Below are 20,998 nucleotides of genomic sequence, written 5' to 3'. Positions count from 1 at the left end.
GCTACGAGGTGGTGTGGTCGCAGGCCATCGTGCAATTCATCAGCACCCGCAGTTTTGCCTTCAGCGTGGTGCTGGCCACCTACCTGTGCGGCCTGGTCGCCGGCAGCGCGCTGATGGCGCGCCGCGCCGACCGCGTGCGCGATCCATGGGGCCTGTTCGCCTTGCTGATCGCCGGTGCCGGTCTGGCGGCGCTGCTGGAGATCGTGTGGCTGGGCGACTGGCTGCTGCGCTGGCAGGCGCTGGCGTCGGCATGGATGGTGGCGGCGGGCGGCAGCCAGCTTGTCGCCATGTGCGCGCGCTTCGCGGTGGCGGCGCTAAGCGTGGTGTTCGTGCCGACGCTGCTGCTCGGCGCGGCCTTTCCGCTGATGCTGCGCATCGCCGTGGACAGCAGCCGGATGGGGCGGGATGTGGGCGCGGTGGTCGCCCTCAACACCGTGGGCGGCATCGCCGGCAGTGCCATCGCGGGTTTCGTGCTGGTACCGGCGCTGGGGCTGGTGCACGCGCTGGCGGCGCTGGCCGTGTCGGCGTGCGCGGTGGCGCTGGCGGCCGTGCTGATGGGGCAGGGCGTGGGCAGGCCGGCGCGCTGGGGCGGCGCGCTGCTGGCCGTGCTGGCGTTGGGCGTCGCGCTGCTGGCGCCGCCCGACCGGCTGGCCGTGCTGCTGACCCGCGCGCGCGGCGGCGAGCTGGTGTTCTACGAGGAAAGCCGCGGCGCCACCGTGGCCGTGGTGGAACAAGCCTTCGGGCAGAAGCGCTTCAAGCGGCTGTATATCCAGGGCGTGTCCAATTCCGGCGACACCATGACCTCGCTGCGCTATATGCGGCTGCAGACGCTGCTGCCGCTGCTTATCCACCGCGAGACGCCACGCTCGGCGCTGGTGATCGGCCTGGGCACCGGCATCACGGCCGGTGCCATGCTGGCCTATCCCGGCCTGGAGCAGCGCGTGGTGGCCGAACTGCTGCCGGCGGTGGCGCGCGCGGTGCCGCAGTTCGCCGGCAACTACGGCGTCAGCGCCGATGCGCGCGTGCAGATCCGCTTGCGCGACGGCCGGCGCGAACTGCTGCAAAGCCAGCAACGCTACGACCTCATCACGCTGGAGCCGCCGCCGCCGTCGGCCGCCGGCGTGGTCAACCTCTATTCGACGGATTTCTACCGGCTTGCCGCCGCGCGGCTGCAGCCCGCCGGCCTGGTCGCCCAGTGGCTGCCGTTGCCCACGCAGAACGACGAAGACACCCGGGCCCTGGTGCGCAGCTTCCTCGATGCCTTTCCCTACGCCACGCTGTGGACCACCGAGTTGCACGAGATGATGCTGGTGGGATCGCCCGCGCCCATCGAGCTGGATGCCGCGCGCATCGCCGCGCGCTTCGCGCAGCCCGACGTGGGCGCCGCGCTGCGCGCGGTGGGCATCGCCTCGCCAGCGGCGCTGCTGGCCACCTGGGTGACCGGCCGCGAGGGGCTGGAGCAATACGCGGGCGACGCCCGCCCGGTGACCGACGACCGCCCGCGTATCGAATACGCGCCGTGGGTGCGGCGCACGGACTTCCCGCTGGTGCTGGAGCATCTGCTGGCGCTGCGTACGGAGCCGCCGCTGCGCGGCGCGGACGACGGCCTGCGCCGCGCCATCGCGACCGAGCGGCAGAATCTCATGACCTTCTATGGCGCGGGCCTCAATGCCTACCGGGGCGACCGCGAGCAGTGGCTGCAGGATATCCGCGAAGTCATGCGCGCGGACCCGGGCAACCCTTACTACAACTGGTTCGTGGGCGGGCGGCGGAGCATGGCCGACTAGCGCGGCGATACCGTTTCCCCGTCACTTTATTTTCTCGGTGCCCGATATGAAATCTTTCAAGCGGCATGCCGTGGGCCCGCATTGCGCGCTATGTTGAAGCTGATGCGCCGCCAAAGCCCCAGCCAAGTCTTGCGTGCCGCCGGCGTTGCATATCCTCCTTTCGCAGACCTTCAGAAACAAGACCAGGAAAACCCATGCCAACACGCCGCCTGTTCTCCCATTCCCTCTCCGCGCTCGGCTTCGGCGCCGCCATGGCGTTCGCATCCGCGGTTCACGCTGCGCCGCCGAAGGCCGTGGGCATTGCCGAGGAGGCCGTGATATCGGGGCGCATCGTCGCCATCGATCCGGATACCAAGGCGGTGCTGGTGCAGGGTCCGCGCGGCAACGTGGTCGAACTGATCGGCGGGGACGAAGTCAAGAACTTCAAGCAGGTCCGCAAGGGCGATATCGTCACGCTGGCGCGGCAGGCCGTGTTGGTGACGGGGCTTGAGCCGATCGACAGCAAGGACACCCCGATGACGGAAACGGTGGAGCGTACCGCGCGCGCCGGCGAAGGCGACAAGCCCGGCTTCGCGCGCGAGATCACCACCACGGTCACTGCGCAGGTCACCAAGGTCGATGCCAAGAACCGCACCATCACGTTCCGCGGTCCGCAAGAGACACTGYGTACCGTGGCCGTGCGCGATCCCAACATCGACCTTAGCAAGATCCAGGCGGGCCGGCTCGCCAAGATCGTCTATCGCCAGATCGTCTCGATCACCGTCAGTTCGCCCAAGTCCTGAGGCGTGGGCGCCCGCCGCAGGGCGCAGCGGAGCCGAACGTGGAAACACCTGCCGAGTCCGATGGCCGCCGCGAAAGCGGCAGGATTACCCGCAAGCACGTGCCGCGGCGCTCCCACGCCGCGATCGGCAACGTGGACCGGGATCCCGTGGAACTGCTGGAGATCAACAGCGCAGGCCGCGTCGAGCGGCTGGTGCCGCTGCGCTACGGGCGCATGATCGAATCGCCGTTCGCGTTCTACCGCGGCAGCGCCATCCTGCAGGCGCACGACCTGGCGGGCACGCCCAATTCGGGCCTGACGATCCAGATCTGCGGCGACTGCCACCTGGCCAACTTCGGCGGTTTCGCCAGCCCGGAGCGGTCGCTGATGTTCGACCTCAACGATTTCGACGAGACCAGTCCCGGCCCGTGGGAATGGGACCTGAAGCGGCTCGCCGGCAGTTTCGTGGTGGCGGCCAGGCATCTGCGCCACAAGCGGGGCGTGGCCGAAGAGCTGGTCTACCGCGCGGTCCGCAGCTACCAGGAGCACATGGCCGAGTATGCCGGCATGGGCATCCTGGACACCTGGTATGAGTGCATCACCTTCGAGCGGCTGATGGCGCAGACGCAGGCGCCGCAGGTACGCAAGCGCCTGGAGCGCGGCATGGAACGCGCCGCCGAGCGCACCAGCGAAGCGCTGCTGTCCAAGCTGGCCGAGCGCGTGGGGGAGCGCTGGATCATTCGCGACGCGCCGCCCGCGGTATTCCATGTCCAGGGCAAGAACACGCTGTTCTCGCCCGAGGACAACTGGATGAAGGTCACCGATGTCAACAAGGCCATGGACAAAGCCTTCGATGCGTACATGTCCACGCTGTCGCCGGACCGGCGCCAGCTGCTTAGCCATTTCACCCGGCACGACGTGGCTTTCAAGGTGGTCGGGGTGGGCAGCGTCGGCACGCGCTGCCTGGTCGTGCTGATGATCGACAACCACGGCAAGCCGCTGTTCCTGCAGAGCAAGCAGGCCACGCAGTCGGTGGTGGCGCGCTTCTTCAAGTCGGCGCCGGTCGCGCACGAGGGCCGGCGCGTGGTGGAGGGACAAAGGCTGATGCAGGCCGCCAGCGATGTCTTCCTGGGCTGGAACGACGGTCCGTTCGGCCGCCATTTCTACCTGCGCCAGCTGCGCGACATGAAGCTGTCGCCGGAGATAGAGCTGATGGATGTCGACACGCTGGGAGGTTATGCGGCGCTGTGCGGGTGGGTGCTGGCGCGCGCCCACGCCAAGGCCAGCGGCAGTGCGATCGAGATCAGCGGCTACCTCGGCAGCAGCGACGCCATGGCCGATGCCCTGGTGGCCTATTCCAACGCCTACGCCGACCAGGTCGAGCGCGACTTCGAGATCTTCGTCAACGCATGCCGCTCCGGCCGGCTGGAGGCGCGCACCGACGCCGACATGGCGGCGGACTTCCGCGTCTAGCGCGGCAGCCGGTGCGGCGGCCTCAGTCCGCCAGCGCCTACTCGGCGCTGATCCGGTTGACGCGGATCACTTCGCCCCAGGCCTGGATGTCGCTGCGCACGGTCTGCGCGAACTGCTCGCTGCTCTTGGCCGGCATCTGCGCCAGGTTCAGCTGGCGGAAGCGCTCGCGCATGGCCGGGTCGCCGAGCATGCGGTTCACTTCCGCATTGAGCCGCTGCACGATCGGCGCCGGGGTGCCGGCCGGCGCGAACATGCCGTACCAGCTATCCGTATCGAACGGCACGCCCTGCTCGGTCATGGTGGCCAGCCCGGGCAGCGCGGGCCCGCGGTGGGTGCCGCTGAGGGCCAGCGGCCGGATCTTGCCGGCGCGGATCAGTTGCAGCGGCGAGGACGAGTCGACGAAGGCCACCTTGATGATGCCGCCCTGCAGGTCGTTCAGGATCTGCGGCACGGTCTTGTAGGGCACGTGGCGCAGCTTGATGCCGGTCTGCATCTTGAGCGATTCCATGGTCAGGTGGCCGCCCGATCCCACGCCCCAGGACGCGTAGTCATAGGCGTCCGGGTGGGCTTTCATATAGGTGACGAACTCTTTCAGGTCGCGCGCGGGGAAGTCCGGCGACACCACCAGGAAATTGCCGCCGGCGCCGACCTGGGCCACCGGCACGAGATCGCGCAGCGCGTCGTAGGGCAACTTCGGCTGCAAGGTCTGGTTGATGACCACGGAGGCCGCAAAGGTAAACAGCAGCGTGTAGCCATCCGGCCTGGCCTTGGCCACCGTGTCGTTGCCGATCATGCCGGTGGCGCCGGCCTTGTTGTCCACCACGACGGTCTGGCCGAGCGCCTTGCCCAGGCGCTCGGCCAGCAGGCGGGCGAACAGGTCGGTGCCGCTGCCGGCGGAGGAGGGCACCACCAGGCGGATCGGGTGCGCGGGCCAGGGGGCTTGCGCACGGGCCGCCTGGAGCGGGGCCAGGCTACCGGCGGCGGCCAGGATCGCCACGGCAAGGCAGCCGGCGTGGCGTAGTGTCCGGCGTCGGTCGGGGTTTCGCATGTCTGTCTCCATTGCGGTGGTGTCCGAGGCGGCGGCGGGCATCAGCGGATGCCCAGGGCGTTGCGGCCACCTTGTTCGATCGCGCCGGCAGCGGCCGTATAGAGGCTGCGCGACACGTAGCTGCGCACCTGCGAGGCGCGCTGGCGCAGCAGGGCAGCCTTGCATGCGCGGGCACGCGCCAGCGTGGGCGAGTCGCCGTCGGCGGTGGCCAGCACGTCGATCACGTGCAGCGCCAGCTGGGTCTCGCCGCGCGCGGCCAGCGACTCGGCATGTCGGATCAGCGCATCATGATCCGTCACGGCGGCGGCGATCTCCGCGGCGGCGCGGTCGGGCGCGCACGGGTGCAGCGAGGTCGGATTGCGGTCCCACCAGCCGTTCTCGGAGCGATAGATGTCGCGCGCGATATAGCTCGGGTCGCCGTAGGCGGGGCGCATCCACGGCTGCTCGAACAGTTCGGGCGGCAGCTCGAGCCTGGCGAGGACTTCGCGCTCCCCGCAGCCCTCATTCATCAACCTGACCACCTCGGCACGCAGCCAGCGTAGCGCGCGCGCCGTCTGTGTCAGCACCTGCCGGCACTGTGCCTCGCCTTCGAGCGCGGCGCCGAACTCGCGGATCACCGTGCGCGGCGCCAGCGCGGCCAGCCGCTCCAGCGTGTCGGCCCAGCGCACGGTATCGCGCAGGGTGCGCAATGGCGTGCCGATATTCGGGATGGAGTCGATCACGGCGGGGCCACCGTACAGCAGCCGCTGCTCCGGCAGCCAGACAGCAACCGCGTCGTCGGTTTCCGACGGCGCCCACAGGATCTCCACGCGCCGCGGGCCGCTGCCGAGCACGAGAGAATCGGTAAAGGTCTCGCCTGGCGCGGGGCTGACCAGGCGCCCGGCCAGCGCGCCCGCCGGGTGGCGAAACTGGATCTCCGCCATGCGTTCCTGCAAGCCCATGGTCTCCAGGTAGCGCGCGCGGCGCGCCGGCACATTGGCATGCGCGATCACGCGCGGCGGCGGGTCCGCGCGCTGCGCCGCGTGAGCCAGCCATTCGGACAGGCCGGCGTTGTAGCCGAGGTGCCCATGGCTGAAGCAGATGGCGGCCAGGGGCAGGGCGGTGTGCTCGCGCAGCGCCGAGATCATGCCGCGCGTGACCTTGCCGCCGGGCCCCGCGTCCACCAGCAGCAGCGCGCCCCCGATATCGGCAACAAAAGACTGGCCCTGCCCGTGCAGCAGCCATACGCCGTCGGCGATGGCCTCGCAGCCCGTGCCGGTGATCAGGGCGTCTGCCCGGTTCTTGATGTCCTGCATGTCTCCTGCCTCCTGTTCTCTGTGTGTCGTTGCCGATGAGCATAGCAATAATCTCAGAGATTAATCTCGGGAATTATCCCTAGTGGAAGCCGGCGTGCGCCGGTTGGGCCCTGTCCTCGGCAGGCGGCGCCGGGTACCGGCCCTGCTCAGGGACGAGGCTGGGGTAATCCCCAGATGTCCGAACCCGTTCTGCCGAGTTTAATCTCGGGTATTACAACTAATGCGAGAGATTAATCGCAACCTGCCTGGCAGGAACAGCCCGCGGGCCGGCCAGGATTTCATTCACGAAGCAGAACGGGGTAGCAATGATGAAGAAGAAGATATTGTCCGGTGCGGCCTGCGCCGGCCTGCTGGCGCAGGGAGCTTATGCGCAGTCGTCGGTGACGCTGTATGGCGTGGTGACCGCGGGCCTGCAATACGTGAATCATGCGCAGAATGTGAGCGGCGGCGTGCTGGCACCCGGCAGCGGCTCGCAGGTGTTGATGAGTTCGGCCGGCATCGCGCAATCGCGTTTCGGCCTGCGCGGCGTGGAAGACCTGGGTGGCGGCCTGCAGAGCCTGTTTGTGCTGGAGAACCAGTTCAATACCGACAACGGGCAGCTCGGCGGCGGGCTGATGTTCGGTCGCCAGGCCTATGTCGGACTCAAGAACGCCTATGGCCGCGTCAGCTTCGGGCGCCAGTACACTTCGTCCTTCCTGACGATGGCCAACTTCATGCCCGCCGCGTACGCGCCGGAGTTCGAGCCGGTGGTTGGCTTCGCGGGGCCGAATTTCCGCGAGAGCAATATGGTGCAGTACCAAGGCCAGTTCGGCCCGGTGGCGCTCAATACGCACTGGTCCTTCGGCGAGCGCGCGGGCTCGGCCACGGCGGGCTCGGCATATGGCATCGGGCTGTCCTATTCGGCCGAAGCCTTCGCGCTGGGCGTGGCCTACGATGAAGTCAAGACGCTCAACCAGGCGCAAGCCAGCGGCGCCTCCGGGGCCAGCGAGTACGGCCGCGACATGCGCGCCGCCGTCGGCGCCAGCTACCAGATCGGCAAGGTCAAGCTGACGGGCGGCTATCGCTGGGGCAACTCGGTGGCGCCAGGCACGGGCGGCTTCACGCTGCTGCCGCACCGCGACGACATGTACTGGCTGGGCCTGAACTGGGAGGCCACCGCCGCGCTGCGGCTGACACTGGCCTACTACTACGACGACATCAAGCACGCTACCATCGGCGGCGTGAAGGTCAATCCGGCCAATCCGCAGCAGTATCTCGCCATGGCCGACTACAACCTCTCGAAGCGCACTGATTTCTACGCCGCCGTCATCTATGCGCGCAATGCCTCGCTGAACTGGGACAACATCGCCTACCTGCCGAACGGCCAGTCGGTGGGCTACCTGCCGGCCACCTCGCAGACCTATTACAAGACGCCGGGCGCGAGCGGCCAGATGGGGATTTCGCTGGGTATCCGCACGATCTTCTGAGTGCCGCAACGCAGGTACGCCCGGGATCGAACGGATAGCGCTGGCTTGCCGTTCGTCCGGGCGCATCGCCGCGGAGGCAATACGGCGTGGCCGGTGCCGGGCGCAGGGAAACAGCATGTCGCCATCGCCGCGTTGCGGCGTATTCCATGCTGTACGATAGCCATTATTTGGCATCCGCTATAGTGCCTGCACCGCTGTTGCATGAGGCGCGCTTCAGCGGCGACCAGGGCATCTCGTCCCCTGTCCGCCGTGACGGCAGCCCAGCGCTGAACGCGACACAGGACTTTGCTTACCGACCCCCAATATGGACATCTCCACGCGCGACCTGCGCGCCTTCCTGGCCTTGATGGAAGCGCGCAACTTCACGCGCGCCGCCAGTGTGCTGGCGCTCTCGCAGCCGGCCTTCAGCGCCCTGATCGCGGCCCTGGAAAACCACGTCGGTGCGAAGCTGTTCGACCGCTCCACGCGTACCATCGCGCTGACACCGGAAGGCAAGCTCTTTGCCGAACACGCGGCCCGGCTGCTGGCGGAGATCAACGATGCGGTCGGCAGCGTGCGCGACCATGCTTCGCTCAAGCGCGGACGGACCACGGTTGCCGTGATACCGAGCCTTGCCGGCGGCTGGTTTCCGGACATCCTGCAGTCATTCGCGCGCCTGCACCCGAACATCAGCGYGGTGCTGCGGGACGAGTTCTCGCGCGAAGCGATCGCCGCCGCGCGCGACGGCGACGCGGACTTCGCCATCGCGACACCGGCGGAGTCCATGTTGCCCGGCATGCGGCTCGCGCATTTCCACGCGGACCGCTTCTCGGTGATCTGCCCCAAGGGACATCCCCTCGCCACGCGCCGCACGCTCAAGCCAAACGACCTGCTGCCCTATCCCTTCATTGCCGCACCGCGTGGCAGCGTCGCCACGGCGCGGCTCGCCGCCAGGATCGCGCCCGCGCAGCTGAATGTCGTGCACGAAGTCGAGCACCTGCATACGATGCTGGGCATGGTGCGCGCTGGCGTGGGCATCAGCGTCGCTCCCAACCTGGCGTTGCAGGCACTGGCTCTGCGTGATCAGGTTGCGATTCCGCTGGACCGCAGCCTGACGCGGGACATCTACCTGGTCACGCGCGAGCCGCGCAATTTCTCCACGGCGGCGGCCGCGCTGTTCGACTTTATCCGGGGCCATCCGCCCGAAGCGGCGCCGCAGACGCGCAAGCGCTAGAACGGACGGGTCAGCAATTGACGCAGCGTGCGGATGCCGTCGATGTAGTTGCCCAGGCGCAGGTTCTCGTCGTGGCTGTGCTGGTTGTTGTCGGCGTTGACCAGCGGCAACAGCACGCACGGGATGCCGAGTTCGCGCACCGCGATGCCGGTGGGAACCGAGCCGCCCATCATGCGGATGCAGACCGGCGCTTCGCCATGCGCCGCGACCAGTGCGCCTTCCACCCAGCGGCACACGGGCTCGTCGGCCGGGGTACGCACCGCATGGGCCATGCCGTTGAAGCGTGGCTGCACCAGGCGCGCCAGCTTCGGGTACAGGCGGCGATCGTCCTCGGTGGGCTCGCCCTCGATGAGGTGGAAGCCTTGCGCCAGGACGTGCGCGCGCAGCAGTCCGAACAGCCTTTCCGGGTCTGTCTCCGGCACAGTGCGGACATCGAACGATGCCGTGGCTTGCGCGGGAATGATGGTGCGCGCCGCCGCGCCGACCTGAGCGGCGGCGACGCCCACCACGTTGAGCGTCGGGTACTGCAGCGCTTCCTGGTAGGTCCCGCCCACGCGTTCCGGCTGCGCGATACCGGCACGCGCGCGCAAGACACCGTCGTCGTCCGGCACGGCTTCGAACTGGCGGCGGTCGGCATCGGTCAACGCAATGCCGTCGTAGAACCCGTCCACCCGCACCCTGCCATCGTCGTCCTTCATCGATGCCAGCAACATTGCCAGTCGGAACACGGGGTTCGCCGCGTAGTTGCCGAACTGGCCGCTATGCAGGTCGCGGCGGGGGCCGAATACGGTCAGCGTGGTCATGAACGCGCCGCGATTGCCGAGGATCATGGTGGGGCGATTGCTGGCGTGCATCGAGCCGTCGAGTACCAGCATCGCGTCAGCCTTCAGGGCCTCGCGATTGGCCGACACCACCGTCCCGAGGTTGGGCGCGCCGATCTCTTCTTCGCTGTCGARCAGCACCTTGAGATGCACCGACGTGCCGCGTGCCTCTTCGGCCAGGCTGTCCAGCGCGGCCAGCAGCATCATGATGGGCCCTTTGTCATCCGCCACCGCGCGTGCCACGAGCCGCGCATCGCGATCGATCGTGTCGCCGGCAAGCGCATCGGCAGGATCGACGTATGCGCCATCCGGCATCGACCTGGAGGGGCGCAGCGTTGGCTGCCACGGGCTGGGCTGGCTCCATGGCTGGTTGGCCACGGGCTGCGCATCCATATGCATGTAGCAGAGGATGGTCGGCGCTGCCGGATCCGGGCAGCGGCGCCCGGCCAGCAGCATGGGACGTTCGCCGTTTGGCAGCGACGTCACCGCGAAGCCGCGGCGCGCGAATGCCTGCGACAGCCAGTCGGCCGTCTTGCATACGTCCGCGGCGTCGGCCGTCACGTTCGGCAGCCTCAGCAGCGCGAGAAACTCGCTCCAGCTCGCGCGCGCGGTCTGTACGGCGCGCACATCTTCCGTCGCATGGTCGGGAGCAGCGCGCATGGTCGATTTAGCCAGCATAGCGTCACTCCATGCGGATGTTTGCATCCCGCGCCAACTGGCGGAACTGCGTGATCTCGACGCGCGTCCTGCGCCGGAACTCCTCCGCGCCGCCAAACAGCGTTTCCAGGCCCTGCTTGGCCAGGACTTCGCGATACCCGGCGTCGTGCACGATCGCACGCAGTTCCGCCTGCAGCCGGTCCACGATCGGCGCCGGGGTGCCCTTGGGGGCGACCAGTCCATACCAGAACGAGGCCTCGCCACCGGCGACGCCCACCTCGGCGAATGTCGGCACGTTGGGTAGCAAGGGTGAACGCGTGGCCGAACTGATCGCCAGCGGACGCAGCTTGCCGGCCTTGATATTCCCCTGCACGACCGCCACCGGATCGATACTCAGGTCGATCTGCCCGCCGATGACATCGGTGAAGACCTGCGCGCTGCCCTTGTACGGCACCGCCGTCATGTCTGCCTTGATGCTGCGGGCGATCATCGCGCCAACCAGGTGGGGTGCGGAGCCGGGACCGAAGGTGCCGTAGGTCACGCCGGCGCCTCCTGCATTGGCCTGCCTGGCGATATCTGCGAAGCTATGGATCTTGCCGGTGGCGCGCGTTGATACCACCACGGCGGTCTGCGCCACCATGCCGATCGGCGCCCAGGTGGTGTCGGGATTCAGCGGCAGGTCCTGCCGCAGCGCTGGCAGCACGGAGAAAGTGGTCGAACCCGAATACAGCAACGTCAGCCCATCCGGGGCAGCCTTGGCGACGAATTCGCTGCCAATCGCCGTCGCCGCACCGGCACGGTTCTCGACAATCACGGGTTGGCCCAGGCGAGCCTGGAGCTTGGAGGCCAGCGCTCGTGCCGCGATATCGGTAGTACCGCCCGCGCCGAACGGTACGACGATCCTGACCGCGCGCTGGGGATAGGGATCGGCATCAGAGGCGGTGGAGGCAAGCGGGAAGCCTGACAGAGAGAGCAGAAGCGCAACGCCAAGGCGTCGGCTCAGGGGGGCAAAAAGCATGAAGGGAACTCGTGGTGGATCGGTCTTGCATGCACTCTACGATTCCGAGACTGAGTTGTGAAATCGATTGTTCAGGTCAAACTATTTGTTTTCCAGATCGAGAATCTGCGCCCTGGCAGAGCATGCCGGACGTGGGTCGAGCAAAAACAGAAACGACGATGGCCGAACGTGGTCACCGTAGCACTTGCCAACAAGATGGCTATGGTCGACTCACGCCCGGCCAGCTTGGCCGGGCCCTGAGAAAAATGGCGATTCACGTTGACCCCGCGCGCCGCGCAAGCATCCGCGCGGACCCAAAGCCTCCAGGAAGAAAGGCTACGTTGCCGGCTGCGGGGCGCGATGTCATGTCTCGACCATGCGCGTCCTCAAGGCCGGACGTGTCGTTTGATCACCTTGAAAGGGGTGATGCCTAGGCCTTGACGATCCAGCCCTCGGGCGCCTCGATGCGGCCGGTCTGGATTCCGGTCAGCGTATCGAACAGCCGTTGCGTGATCGGCCCGGTTTCATGCTCTTCGTGGAAGACATGGAGTTTCCCCCCGTACGAGATTGCCCGGATGGGCGTGATCACCGCGGCGGTACCACACGCCCCGGCTTCCTCCAGTTCGTCCAGCCGGTCGATCAGCACATCGGCTTCCACCGCGGGCATGCCAATGTACGCATGCGCCAGATGCAGCAGGGAAAGGCGCGTGATGCCGGGGAGAATCGACGGGGAGTGGGGCGTGACGAAGCGGCCATCCTTCGTGATCGCGAAGAAGTTCGCCGTCCCGACTTCCTCGATCTTGGTACGTGTCCTGGGGTCCAGGTAGATGCAGTCGGCGAACCCGGCCTGTTTGGCTTGCGTGCCGGGCAGCAGGCTGGCCGCGTAGTTTCCACCCACCTTGGCAGCGCCGGTGCCGTGCGGCGCGGCGCGGTCATAGTCGGAGACGGAAAAGATCTGCGCCTTCAGGCCGCCTCTGTAGTAAGGGCCGACCGGGACGCAGAAGATAGAGAAGATGAATTCGGGCGCGGTGCGAACCCCGATGCTGTCGCCGACGCCGATCACGAACGGGCGCAGGTAGAGCGCGCCGCCGGTGCCGTAGGGGGGAATGAAGCGGGCGTTGGCCGACACGACTGCCTTGCAAGCGTTGATGAACATGTCGGTCGGCACGTTCGGCATGAGCAGGCGGTCGCAACTGCGCTGCATGCGCAGGGCGTTCTGGTCGGGGCGGAACAGGTTGATCGAGCCGTCTTCCGTGCGATAGGCCTTCAGCCCTTCGAAGCATTGCTGCCCGTAGTGGAGCGCGGTCGAGCCCTCGCTGACATGAAGGACGTTGTCCGCGACCAATCCTTCTTCGTGCCAGGCGCCGTCCTTCCAGTGGGCGCGGTACCGGAGGTCGGTCTTGATGTACTCGAACCCCAGCCGGTCCCAGTCGATAGCGGGGGTGTCTGCGTTTGTCATTGAGCTCTCCATTGAGTTGAACAGGATCATGATGCCATTGTCATGATCCGAGGATTCCCTGCCCGGAACTGGATTGGCGGGGGTGACCGGCGCCACCCCGCCGAGAACCAGCGAGGACGCCACGAGATGGTACCAATGCCGCGGCTCTCCGGGCAGGCCGCGCCGCCAGGGAAGGCGTAGAAGTTACATGGATGTGCTGCCTGAGGATGGGTCGGGGCGGCCCGCTGCACCAGCAAGGCTTGCCGGCGGTTTCCCCTTGCTTGCCGGGACCATGGCGTTAGACCCATAATCCGATGCATTACATTGCCGGCATCCTTCGAGCCTATGACCCGTACACGCAATCGTTCTCTCGCCACCATACTCGCCGACAGCGCCGTCCTCGACAAGCCGCTGCCGCGCAAGTCGGCCGAAGGGGCGCAGGCCGCCGCCGGCCCGCTGGAGAACGAGACGGCACGGCGCATGCTGGAGATCGCGGAACGCCTGTTCGCCGAGCACGGGGTCGAGCTGGTGCCGCTGCGCCAGATCGTGGTGGAGGCGGGGCAGCGCAACCGTTCAGCGCTGCACTATCACTTCGGTTCGCGCGAGGCGCTGGTCAGCCAGTTGCTGAATTTTCGGCTCACGCATGTCAACAAGGTGCGCAACCGCTACCTGGACGAGGTCGAGGCCGCCGGCCTGGCGGGGGATGTGCGCGCCATCGTGGAAGCGTCGATCAGTGCGCTTGCCGATACCATCCGCGATACCCCCTGGGGCGCACGCTACGTGCAGGTGCTGGCGCAAGCCACGTTCAGTCCCAGCCTGGTCAATGCCGACCTGATCGATCCGGACGCCATGACCGGCGTGTTGCGCGCGCGCAGGATGATCGCCGCCGCGCTGCCCGCGATGCCGCGCAAGGTGCTGCACCTGCGGCAGGTCTGGTTCAACAACAGCGCGGTGTATTCGCTGGCGCAGTGGTGCCGGCGCGCGCGCGGGCCGCGCGGGCTGCCGCCGGTGGCCGAGCTGGTGGACTACTGCACGGCAGGCCTGACCGCGCCGATCAGCAAGCCGCGCATCGTGCCGGCTGGCGCGCGGGCAGAAGGCAAGGGCGAGTAGATTGCGGCCGCCAGTGTAGTTTTTGCGCAGCAGGAAACGCCAAAAATGCAAAAAAAGCGCTGAAAAGCCAGAGGCGCGTGCATGTGTCACCCGATCAGGTGATGGCGCCGCCTGCCGGACTCTCTATGATCCGGCGCTGAGGCGTGCCCCGCGACCCGCCTCTTTAGTCCTTCAGCCCTTGACCACCCCGGCCAGGGGCTTTTCTTTGGCCGGGTTTCCGGCTCGTACGGTGCGGGCCTCGATGTGCTGGCCTCCCTGGCCGTTCAGGCGCATGCATCCCCTCAAGGCTTGCCCAGGAACAGGTAGAAGCTGTAGCGCCCGCCCGGGGCCCGCCCGTAGGCAAGGTAGAACGGGCCGACCGGGCTATCCAGCGCCAGGAACAGCGAGCCTGACTTGAGCAGCCCGGTCGGGCTGCCCGCCACCAGCGGCCCGCCCATGCGCCCGGCTTCGAGCGACATGCCGGCATATACGCCCTCCAGCAGGGTCTGCTTGACGAACTTGTTGTAGTAGACGAGGCGCGCGAACTCCAGGTTGCTGCCGATCAGTTCACCCGTGCTATAGCCCGATTGCTTCAGGAAGCCGCCCCACTGGAACAGGTCGTAGCGCGGCAGCGGATTGCCACCAATATTGCTGCCCGCCTTGAAACCCACGTTGATCGTATGCTCGCCGTACGACCACGCAAAGGTGCCGTCGGTATCCGCCTTGACATAGGCCTGGTCGGCGCCGAGTGCGTGCTGCGACGCGTAGACGCGCAGGGCGCCGCCATAGCCGAAACGGGGAAAGTTCACGCTGTCGAGCTGGTCGAACAGCAGCCGCCCGGTGATGGCGCCCCGGCCGAAGCTGCCCGGTCCCGGGCTCAGCAGGGCCGGGCCGGTGCTGAGCGAGGCGTTTTCATGTCCGGTGAGGACACCCAGGCGCGCCTCGCCGTACTTGGTGAACTGGCTGCCCACGTCGAGCGCGGCGTCCATGCGCCGGAGGTCGTAGATGGCAACGCGGTTGCCGCCGCTGTAGATATTCACCGGCCGGCGCTCCAGTTCGATGCGCGGGGCGACGAAGAAGTACTGGTGCACGTCGAGCGGCTGGTAGAACTCGCTGACGAGGCTGCTGGTCTGCCCTGCCTGGAGATCGGTTCGCCATTCCGCGCCGAGCGAATTGAGCCAGGTGCGGCGGTAGCTGGCCAGTACGTTGAAGAAGGCATCGCCGCGGAAATCCGAGTTCAGGCCAAGTCCGAAGCGCAGGTAGTTGGGGCCGTAGGATTTCTCGACGGCATCCACCGCCAGCACACGCTTGCCGGGCTCTTCGAGAAAGCGGTAGTTGACGTGCTCGAAGTCGCCGGTGCCGAACAGGCGCCGCATGTCCTGGTCGAGCTGGTCCTGCTGGATCGGCTGGCCAGGCTTGGTCTCCATGGTGGCGGCAGCGAAGTCCGGGTTGACGCGCTTCATCGGCGCGAAGCGGATTTCGTCGACGCCGCGGGAGTCGGGCGGCGCGAGGGATCGCTGGCGCACACGCAGCGCGGCATACGCCTGCGGTGGCAAGGCCAGTGCCGAAAGGCGGTCCGCCACCTTGCGCGCCGCCGCCTCGCCGATGGGGATGGTCTTGAGCAAGTTGTCGAAGTCGCCCGCGGAGAAATCGCCCAGCTCCGGCTGGATCAGGATGTCCTGCGGCTTGAGCTGCGCCAGCGAGGCGCGCACGTTCTGCTCGCTGAGGATATTGAGCATCTGGCTGGTCACGCCGATCACCGAGGTCAGGTCTTCGCGCTTCATCAGGGTGGTGCCGAGATTGACCGCGATGACGATGTCCGCCCCCATGCGGTGCGCCACGTCGACGGGCAGGTTATCGGTCAGGCCGCCGTCCACCAGCAGCCGCCCCTCGTATTCGACCGGCGCCACCGCGCCGGGCACCGACATGCTGGCGCGCATCACGTTGGCAAGTTCGCCCTGGCTGAACACCACCGCGGTGCCGGCGACGAGGTCAGTGGCCACCGCGCGGTACGGAATGGGGAGCGAGTCGAAATCGCGATAGCCGGGCGTCCGCGCCAGCGTGCGCAGCACGGTTTCGAGCTGGACACCCGACACCAGTCCTTTGGGCAGCAGCAGGCCCTTGCCGCTGACGCCGATCTCGGGCGTGACCAGGTTGGTGTGGTCGTCTATCTTGCGGCGGATCGCCAGGTCCTGGCGTGGCGGGCGCTCCTTGAACAGCTTCTCGGTGGAAAGGCCGCCGACCAGTTGCGCCATCTCGTCCGGCGCCATGCCCGTGGCATAGGCCCCGCCCACCAGCGAGCCCATGCTGGTGCCGGCGATACAGTCTATCGGCACGCGCAGCTCATCCAGCACCTTGAGTACGCCGATATGCGCGGCGCCGCGCGCCCCGCCGCCCGACAGCACCAGGCAGATGCGCGGGCGCCCGACAACTGGTGGGGGGCCTGCCACCGGGGCAGCGGGCGTGCCGGGCTGTGTAGCTTGGGCAGGTTGGGCCGGTTGCGCCGGTTGCGCGGGTTGCGCGGGTTGCGCGGGCGCCAGCGGTGCCGCTGCGCTGGGCTGGACCGGCTCCGCCGTCTGGGCCGGCACATCGCGCGATACGCCCGACATGGCCAGCAACGCCAGGACCGCCAGCATGGCCGGCAGCCGGTATATGCGGGTACGGAAGGACGAAGAGTGCATGGATGGCGACGGCAACGGCTGGCTTTGGCTTCCTCGCTCGCGCGAAGGCTTGCCGGAAGGCCCGGCGCTGCGCTGCCGGCATGCGCTCCGGCCCGGATAACGACTAGGGCAGGGTGTGGCCGCGGCCCGGCGGGGGCATCGGGGCCATCGTGGCCGGCGTCACGCCCGTGGATTGCTTGAGCGGGCCCGCATAGCCCGCCTCGTCCTTGCCTCGCCGGCGCGCGCCGGGTCCGCTGGCCCGATACACGGCGTGCTTCTGCGCATGCGCCGCGCCCGCGGGGGGCGGCCGCAGGCTTGCGGCATCCAGGTGCAATTCCATGGCGTGTTCCTCGGGTGGGCGGCGCGTTGCGGCGCACGACGCGCTACGCGCCGTGCCTGCTTAGAGCCGGGAGGCGTCTTTCATGTTCGATCATGGGCCGGGGCAGGGCAATTGAATGTTTTCGTGATTTACCGCGGTTTGTGCTGCACAACATGCCGTGCGCACCCGGCCACGCGCCTGGCTGACGGCTTCCGTTCTCTCCGGCCTTGACTTTATTACTTACGATATATATCTTAAGATATGTTTTTAGATAGTCAGGAGCACTCGCCATGCGTCACCCCCTCATGATGGGCAGGATGGGTCACCACATGCTTGCCCACCTTTCTTCTCACTTTTCGTCCCACCCGCATCAGGCCATCGGGCGCCACCGCCATGGCGGCGGACCCGGCGGCTTCTTCGGCGGCGGCGGGGACGGCTTCGACGGCGACGGCGACAGCTGGCGCCGCGGCCGCAAGTTCAGCTCCGACGACCTCCAACTGATGCTGCTGTCGCTGCTGGAAGAAAAGCCCAGCCACGGCTACGAGCTGATCAAGGCGCTCGAGACCCGCACCAATGGTTTCTACAAGCCCAGCCCCGGCATGGTGTATCCGGCCCTGACCTTCCTGGAGGAGGTGGGCTACGCCACCGTGGACAGCGAGGGCAACAAGAAGCGCTACCAGCTGGCCGAACCGGGCCGTTCGCACCTCGACGCCAACCGCGAGCGGCTCGCGCTCATGCTCAACAAGCTCAAGCACGTGGCGCGCAAGATGGAATGGGTGCGGCGCGCCTTGTCGGGCGACAACGCCGAGGCGGGCGTTGCCGAAGACGATGCCGACACCCGCGGCGGCTGGCTGCCCGAGTTCGTGCAGGCGCGGCTGGCGCTCAAGCGTGCCTTGCTGCTGCGCACGGAAGCCAGCCCGGCCGAGCAGCGGCGTATCGCCGCCATCCTCGCGCGGGCGACCGCGGAGATCGAAGCAGAGCCGCCCGCGCAAGCCGCGCCGCGCTGAGCGCCGGCCCTTGCCCTTGCCCTTGCCCCTGTCCCTGCGGACACCCGCACGACACAAGCCAACCAACAGGACCAGATACCGATGACTACCCGCGACCTCACCGTCCAACGCGTTCGCCATACCCTCAAGATGCGCCTGCTGCAGGTGGTGCGCACGCAAAACGTGTCGCCGCAGTTGCTGCGCGTCACCCTGGCCGGGGGCGACCTCAAGGACTTCGTCTCCGCCTCCTTCGACGATCACGTCAAGGTCTTCTTCCCCGCCCCCGGCCAGCACAAGCCCGCGCTGCCGGAACTTGGCCCCAACGGCCCGGTGTTCCCCGAAGGCGCGGCCAGGCCGGCCGCGCGCGACTACACGCCGCGCCGCTACGATCCGGTGGCGGGCGAACTCGACCTCGAGTTCGTGCTGCATGGCGACGGCCCCGCCTCCACCTGGGCCGCGCAGGCCGCGCCCGGGCAGTATCTCGGGGTGGGCGGCCCGCGTGGCTCATTCGTGATTCCCGACGGCTTCGACTGGCACCTGCTGGTGGGCGACGAGACCGCGCTGCCCGCCATCGGCCGCCGCCTGGAAGAACTGCCGGCCGGCGTGCGCGCGCTGGCGGTGGTGGCGGTGGACAATGCCGCGGCCCGGATCCCGCTGCCCAGCCGCGCCGAGGTGGAAGTCCGCTGGCAGCATCGCGACAGCGCGCCGGACGGTGATGCAGGGCTGCTCGAACGGGCCCTGCGCGAGATCACGCTGCCGCGCGGCGAAGGCTATGTATGGGCCGCCGGCGAGGGCGCCGCGATCCGCGCCGTGCGCCAGTACCTGGTGGGCGAGCGCGGCATCGAGAAGGGCCGCATCCGCGCGGCCAGCTACTGGAAGGCCGGTGCCGCCGCCGTGCACGAGAACCTGGACGACTGAGCGCGCGGCTTGTCCTTGTCGCTGGCGCAAGGCGGTTTTACAATGCAACCGCTCCGCCGCGGGCGCCGTTCCCGCCGGGGCCGCGCCAACGCCGCGCGCCGCATTCCGCGGCGTGGCACCGGCGGCCTGCTCACGGAGTTGCGTCTATGGTGCGGCGAACCAGCCTGGAAGGCGCCGAGTGTCCGGTGGCCCGCTCGCTCGATGTGATCGGCGACTGGTGGTCGCTGCTGATCGTGCGCGATGCCTTCGACGGCCTGCGCCGCTTCGGCGAGTTCCAGCGCAGCCTCGGCCTGGCCAAGAACATCCTGTCCGACCGCCTGCGCACGCTGCTGGCGCACGGCATCCTCGAACAGGTGCCGGCCTCGGACGGCAGCGCCTACCAGGAATACGTGCTGACGGCAAAGGGCCGTGGCCTGTTCCCGGTGGTGGTGGGGCTGCGCCAGTGGGGCGAGGCTTTTTTCTTCGCGCCCGGCGAAGCGCATTCCGTGCTGGTGGACGCCGTGGCCGGCAAGCCCGTGCGGCCCCTCGAGGTACGCGCCGAAGACGGCCGCCTGCTGGGGCCGGACGATACGGTGGTGCGCAAGGTGGACGGCGCCGGCGGCAAGGCGGTCAGCGCCGGCAGGCCGCGCACATCCCGTGCATCGCGTGGATAGCGTGGGTAGCGTGCGTAGCGTTGGATAGCGCCGCGCTGCGAAAACCCGTGGACGCCACGCGCATTCGCCGCTAAGATCTTTTCCGTTCGGCCGCAAACAACGGCCGGCAGCGTCGCTCGGACGGTTCCGGGCGCTTACGTTCAAGGAAAATTCATGTCCGCCTCCGCAGGCAAGCGCCGCTTCGCGCGTATCGATCGTCTCCCCCCGTACGTCTTCAATATCACCGCCGAGCTGAAAATGGCGGCGCGCCGCCGTGGCGAAGACATCATCGACATGAGCATGGGCAATCCGGACGGCGCCACGCCGCCGCATATCGTCGCCAAGCTCACCGAAGCCGCGCAGCGGCCCGACACCCACGGCTACTCCGCCTCCAAGGGCATTCCGCGCCTGCGCCGCGCCATCTCCCACTGGTACCAGGAGCGCTATGCGGTGGAGATCGACCCGGACAGCGAAGCCATCGTCACCATCGGTTCCAAGGAAGGCCTGGCTCACCTGATGCTGGCCACGCTGGACCGCGGCGACACCGTGCTGGTGCCGGACCCGAGCTACCCCATCCATATCTACGGCGCGGTGATCGCCGGCGCCGATATCCGCTCGGTGCCGCTGGTGCCGGGCGTGGATTTCTTCGCCGAGCTCGAGCGCGCCATCCGCGGCAGCTATCCCAAGCCGAAGATGATCGTGCTGGGATTTCCGTCGAATCCCACCGCGCAATGCGTGGAGCTGGACTTCTTCGAGCGCGTGATCGCGCTGGCGCGCAAGCACGACATCTTCGTGGTGCACGACCTGGCCTACGCGGACATCGTGTTCGATGGCTGGAAGGCGCCGTCGATCATGCAGGTGCCCGGCGCCAAGGACATCGCAGTGGAGTTCTTCACGCTGTCCAAGAGCTACAACATGGCCGGCTGGCGCATCGGCTTCATGGTGGGCAACCCGGACCTGGTGGCGGCGCTCACGCGCATGAAGAGCTATCACGACTACGGCACCTTCACGCCGCTGCAGGTGGCCGCCATCGCCGCGCTGGAAGGCGACCAGCAATGCGTCAAGGAAATCGCCGCGCATTACCAGACGCGCCGCGACGTGCTGGCGCGCGGGCTGATCGAATCCGGCTGGCCGGTGGAGATCCCCAAGGCCTCGATGTACATCTGGGCGCGTATTCCCGAGCCGTATCGCGCGCTGGGTTCGCTGGAGTTTTCCAAGCAGTTGCTGGCCAAGGCCAAGGTCTGCGTGTCGCCGGGCATCGGCTTCGGCGACTATGGCGACGAGTACGTGCGTTTCGCCCTGATCGAGAACGAAGGGCGCATCCGCCAGGCCGTGCGCGGCATCAAGGCGATGTTCCGCACCGACGGCCTGGTCAAGGTGCCGGTGGACGAGCACGCGCCGCACGGCCACGCACCCAAGGCGCGTGGCTGAGCGGGCTG

At 67.8% G+C, this 20,998-nt stretch carries 17 protein-coding genes; 10 read left to right on the top strand and 7 right to left on the bottom strand.

Features of this window, described 5'->3' with window-relative positions; translation table 11 throughout:
* The 3 genes from AC1DK4_RS29450 to AC1DK4_RS29440 form a co-directional block, all read left to right on the top strand.
* Nucleotides 1-1,787 (top strand): spermidine synthase (locus AC1DK4_RS29450; protein ID WP_477131943.1); only part of this gene is annotated, 1,787 nt, incomplete at its 5' end.
* A gap of 194 nt (nucleotides 1,788-1,981) precedes the next feature.
* Nucleotides 1,982-2,569, top strand: a complete 588-nt coding sequence (locus AC1DK4_RS29445) for a hypothetical protein (protein WP_477131942.1) — start codon at nucleotides 1,982-1,984, stop codon at nucleotides 2,567-2,569.
* Nucleotides 2,570-2,607: 38 nt separating this feature from the next.
* Nucleotides 2,608-4,020 carry a DUF2252 domain-containing protein gene (locus AC1DK4_RS29440; RefSeq protein ID WP_441617092.1) on the top strand — a complete coding sequence of 471 codons (1,413 nt, stop codon included), beginning with the start codon at nucleotides 2,608-2,610 and terminating at the stop codon, nucleotides 4,018-4,020.
* A 37-nt stretch (nucleotides 4,021-4,057) separates the two neighbouring features.
* On the opposite strand, the gene AC1DK4_RS29435 is transcribed toward AC1DK4_RS29440, so the two are convergent.
* The gene (locus AC1DK4_RS29435) at nucleotides 4,058-5,068 is read right to left on the bottom strand and encodes a Bug family tripartite tricarboxylate transporter substrate binding protein (RefSeq protein WP_441617090.1); all 1,011 of its coding nucleotides are present in this window, start codon (nucleotides 5,066-5,068) and stop codon (nucleotides 4,058-4,060) included.
* Nucleotides 5,069-5,109: 41 nt separating this feature from the next.
* Nucleotides 5,110-6,363 (bottom strand): alkyl sulfatase dimerization domain-containing protein, encoded by a 1,254-nt coding sequence (locus AC1DK4_RS29430; RefSeq protein ID WP_441617087.1) that lies wholly within the window; start codon nucleotides 6,361-6,363, stop codon nucleotides 5,110-5,112.
* Between the two features lie 308 nt (nucleotides 6,364-6,671).
* Between AC1DK4_RS29430 and AC1DK4_RS29425 the strand changes: the two genes are divergently transcribed.
* Both AC1DK4_RS29425 and AC1DK4_RS29420 read left to right on the top strand, forming a co-directional pair.
* On the top strand, nucleotides 6,672-7,829 hold the full coding sequence (locus AC1DK4_RS29425; protein ID WP_477115795.1) for a porin: 1,158 nt from the start codon (nucleotides 6,672-6,674) through the stop codon (nucleotides 7,827-7,829).
* Nucleotides 7,830-8,133: 304 nt separating this feature from the next.
* Complete coding sequence (locus AC1DK4_RS29420; protein ID WP_477131941.1) at nucleotides 8,134-9,042, top strand: LysR family transcriptional regulator; 909 nt, start codon at nucleotides 8,134-8,136, stop codon at nucleotides 9,040-9,042.
* Here the strand turns inward: AC1DK4_RS29420 and AC1DK4_RS29415 are convergent.
* The 3 genes from AC1DK4_RS29415 to AC1DK4_RS29405 all read right to left on the bottom strand — a co-directional run bounded on the left by AC1DK4_RS29415 (nucleotide 9,039) and on the right by AC1DK4_RS29405 (nucleotide 13,099).
* Complete coding sequence (locus tag AC1DK4_RS29415; protein ID WP_477131940.1) at nucleotides 9,039-10,541, bottom strand: M20/M25/M40 family metallo-hydrolase; 1,503 nt, start codon at nucleotides 10,539-10,541, stop codon at nucleotides 9,039-9,041. The genes AC1DK4_RS29420 and AC1DK4_RS29415 overlap by 4 nt on opposite strands.
* Nucleotides 10,542-10,545: 4 nt before the next feature.
* On the bottom strand, nucleotides 10,546-11,538 hold the full coding sequence (locus tag AC1DK4_RS29410) for a Bug family tripartite tricarboxylate transporter substrate binding protein (RefSeq protein WP_441617079.1): 993 nt from the start codon (nucleotides 11,536-11,538) through the stop codon (nucleotides 10,546-10,548).
* Nucleotides 11,539-11,947: 409 nt separating this feature from the next.
* Nucleotides 11,948-13,099: a branched-chain amino acid aminotransferase gene (locus AC1DK4_RS29405; RefSeq protein WP_477131939.1), complete on the bottom strand. Its 1,152-nt coding sequence runs from the start codon at nucleotides 13,097-13,099 to the stop codon at nucleotides 11,948-11,950.
* 201 nt (nucleotides 13,100-13,300) lie between these two features.
* On the opposite strand from AC1DK4_RS29405, the gene AC1DK4_RS29400 reads away from it, so the two are divergent.
* Nucleotides 13,301-14,065, top strand: a complete 765-nt coding sequence (locus AC1DK4_RS29400) for a TetR/AcrR family transcriptional regulator (protein WP_441617075.1) — start codon at nucleotides 13,301-13,303, stop codon at nucleotides 14,063-14,065.
* A 281-nt stretch (nucleotides 14,066-14,346) separates the two neighbouring features.
* On the opposite strand, the gene AC1DK4_RS29395 is transcribed toward AC1DK4_RS29400, so the two are convergent.
* Complete coding sequence (locus AC1DK4_RS29395) at nucleotides 14,347-16,653, bottom strand: patatin-like phospholipase family protein (RefSeq protein ID WP_441617116.1); 2,307 nt, start codon at nucleotides 16,651-16,653, stop codon at nucleotides 14,347-14,349.
* Between the two features lie 175 nt (nucleotides 16,654-16,828).
* Entirely contained in the window at nucleotides 16,829-17,044 is a 216-nt protein-coding gene (locus AC1DK4_RS29390; protein ID WP_441617073.1) for a hypothetical protein, read from the bottom strand.
* Nucleotides 17,045-17,313: 269 nt separating this feature from the next.
* Here AC1DK4_RS29390 and AC1DK4_RS29385 point away from each other — a divergent pair, with 269 nt between their 5' ends.
* From AC1DK4_RS29385 to alaC, 4 genes are all read left to right on the top strand, one after another.
* Nucleotides 17,314-18,030: a PadR family transcriptional regulator gene (locus tag AC1DK4_RS29385; RefSeq protein ID WP_441617071.1), complete on the top strand. Its 717-nt coding sequence runs from the start codon at nucleotides 17,314-17,316 to the stop codon at nucleotides 18,028-18,030.
* Between the two features lie 81 nt (nucleotides 18,031-18,111).
* Entirely contained in the window at nucleotides 18,112-18,927 is an 816-nt protein-coding gene (locus AC1DK4_RS29380) for a siderophore-interacting protein (protein WP_441617069.1), read from the top strand.
* Between the two features lie 146 nt (nucleotides 18,928-19,073).
* Nucleotides 19,074-19,580 carry a winged helix-turn-helix transcriptional regulator gene (locus AC1DK4_RS29375; RefSeq protein ID WP_441617067.1) on the top strand — a complete coding sequence of 169 codons (507 nt, stop codon included), beginning with the start codon at nucleotides 19,074-19,076 and terminating at the stop codon, nucleotides 19,578-19,580.
* Between the two features lie 153 nt (nucleotides 19,581-19,733).
* A complete protein-coding gene (gene alaC, locus AC1DK4_RS29370) occupies nucleotides 19,734-20,990 on the top strand; it encodes an alanine transaminase (RefSeq protein WP_441617065.1) in 1,257 nt (418 codons plus the stop codon).
* Nucleotides 20,991-20,998 lie beyond the last annotated feature (8 nt).

Source organism: Cupriavidus sp. 05N38 (assembly GCF_056397345.1).
This window is presented reverse-complemented; position numbering and strand designations above follow the sequence as displayed.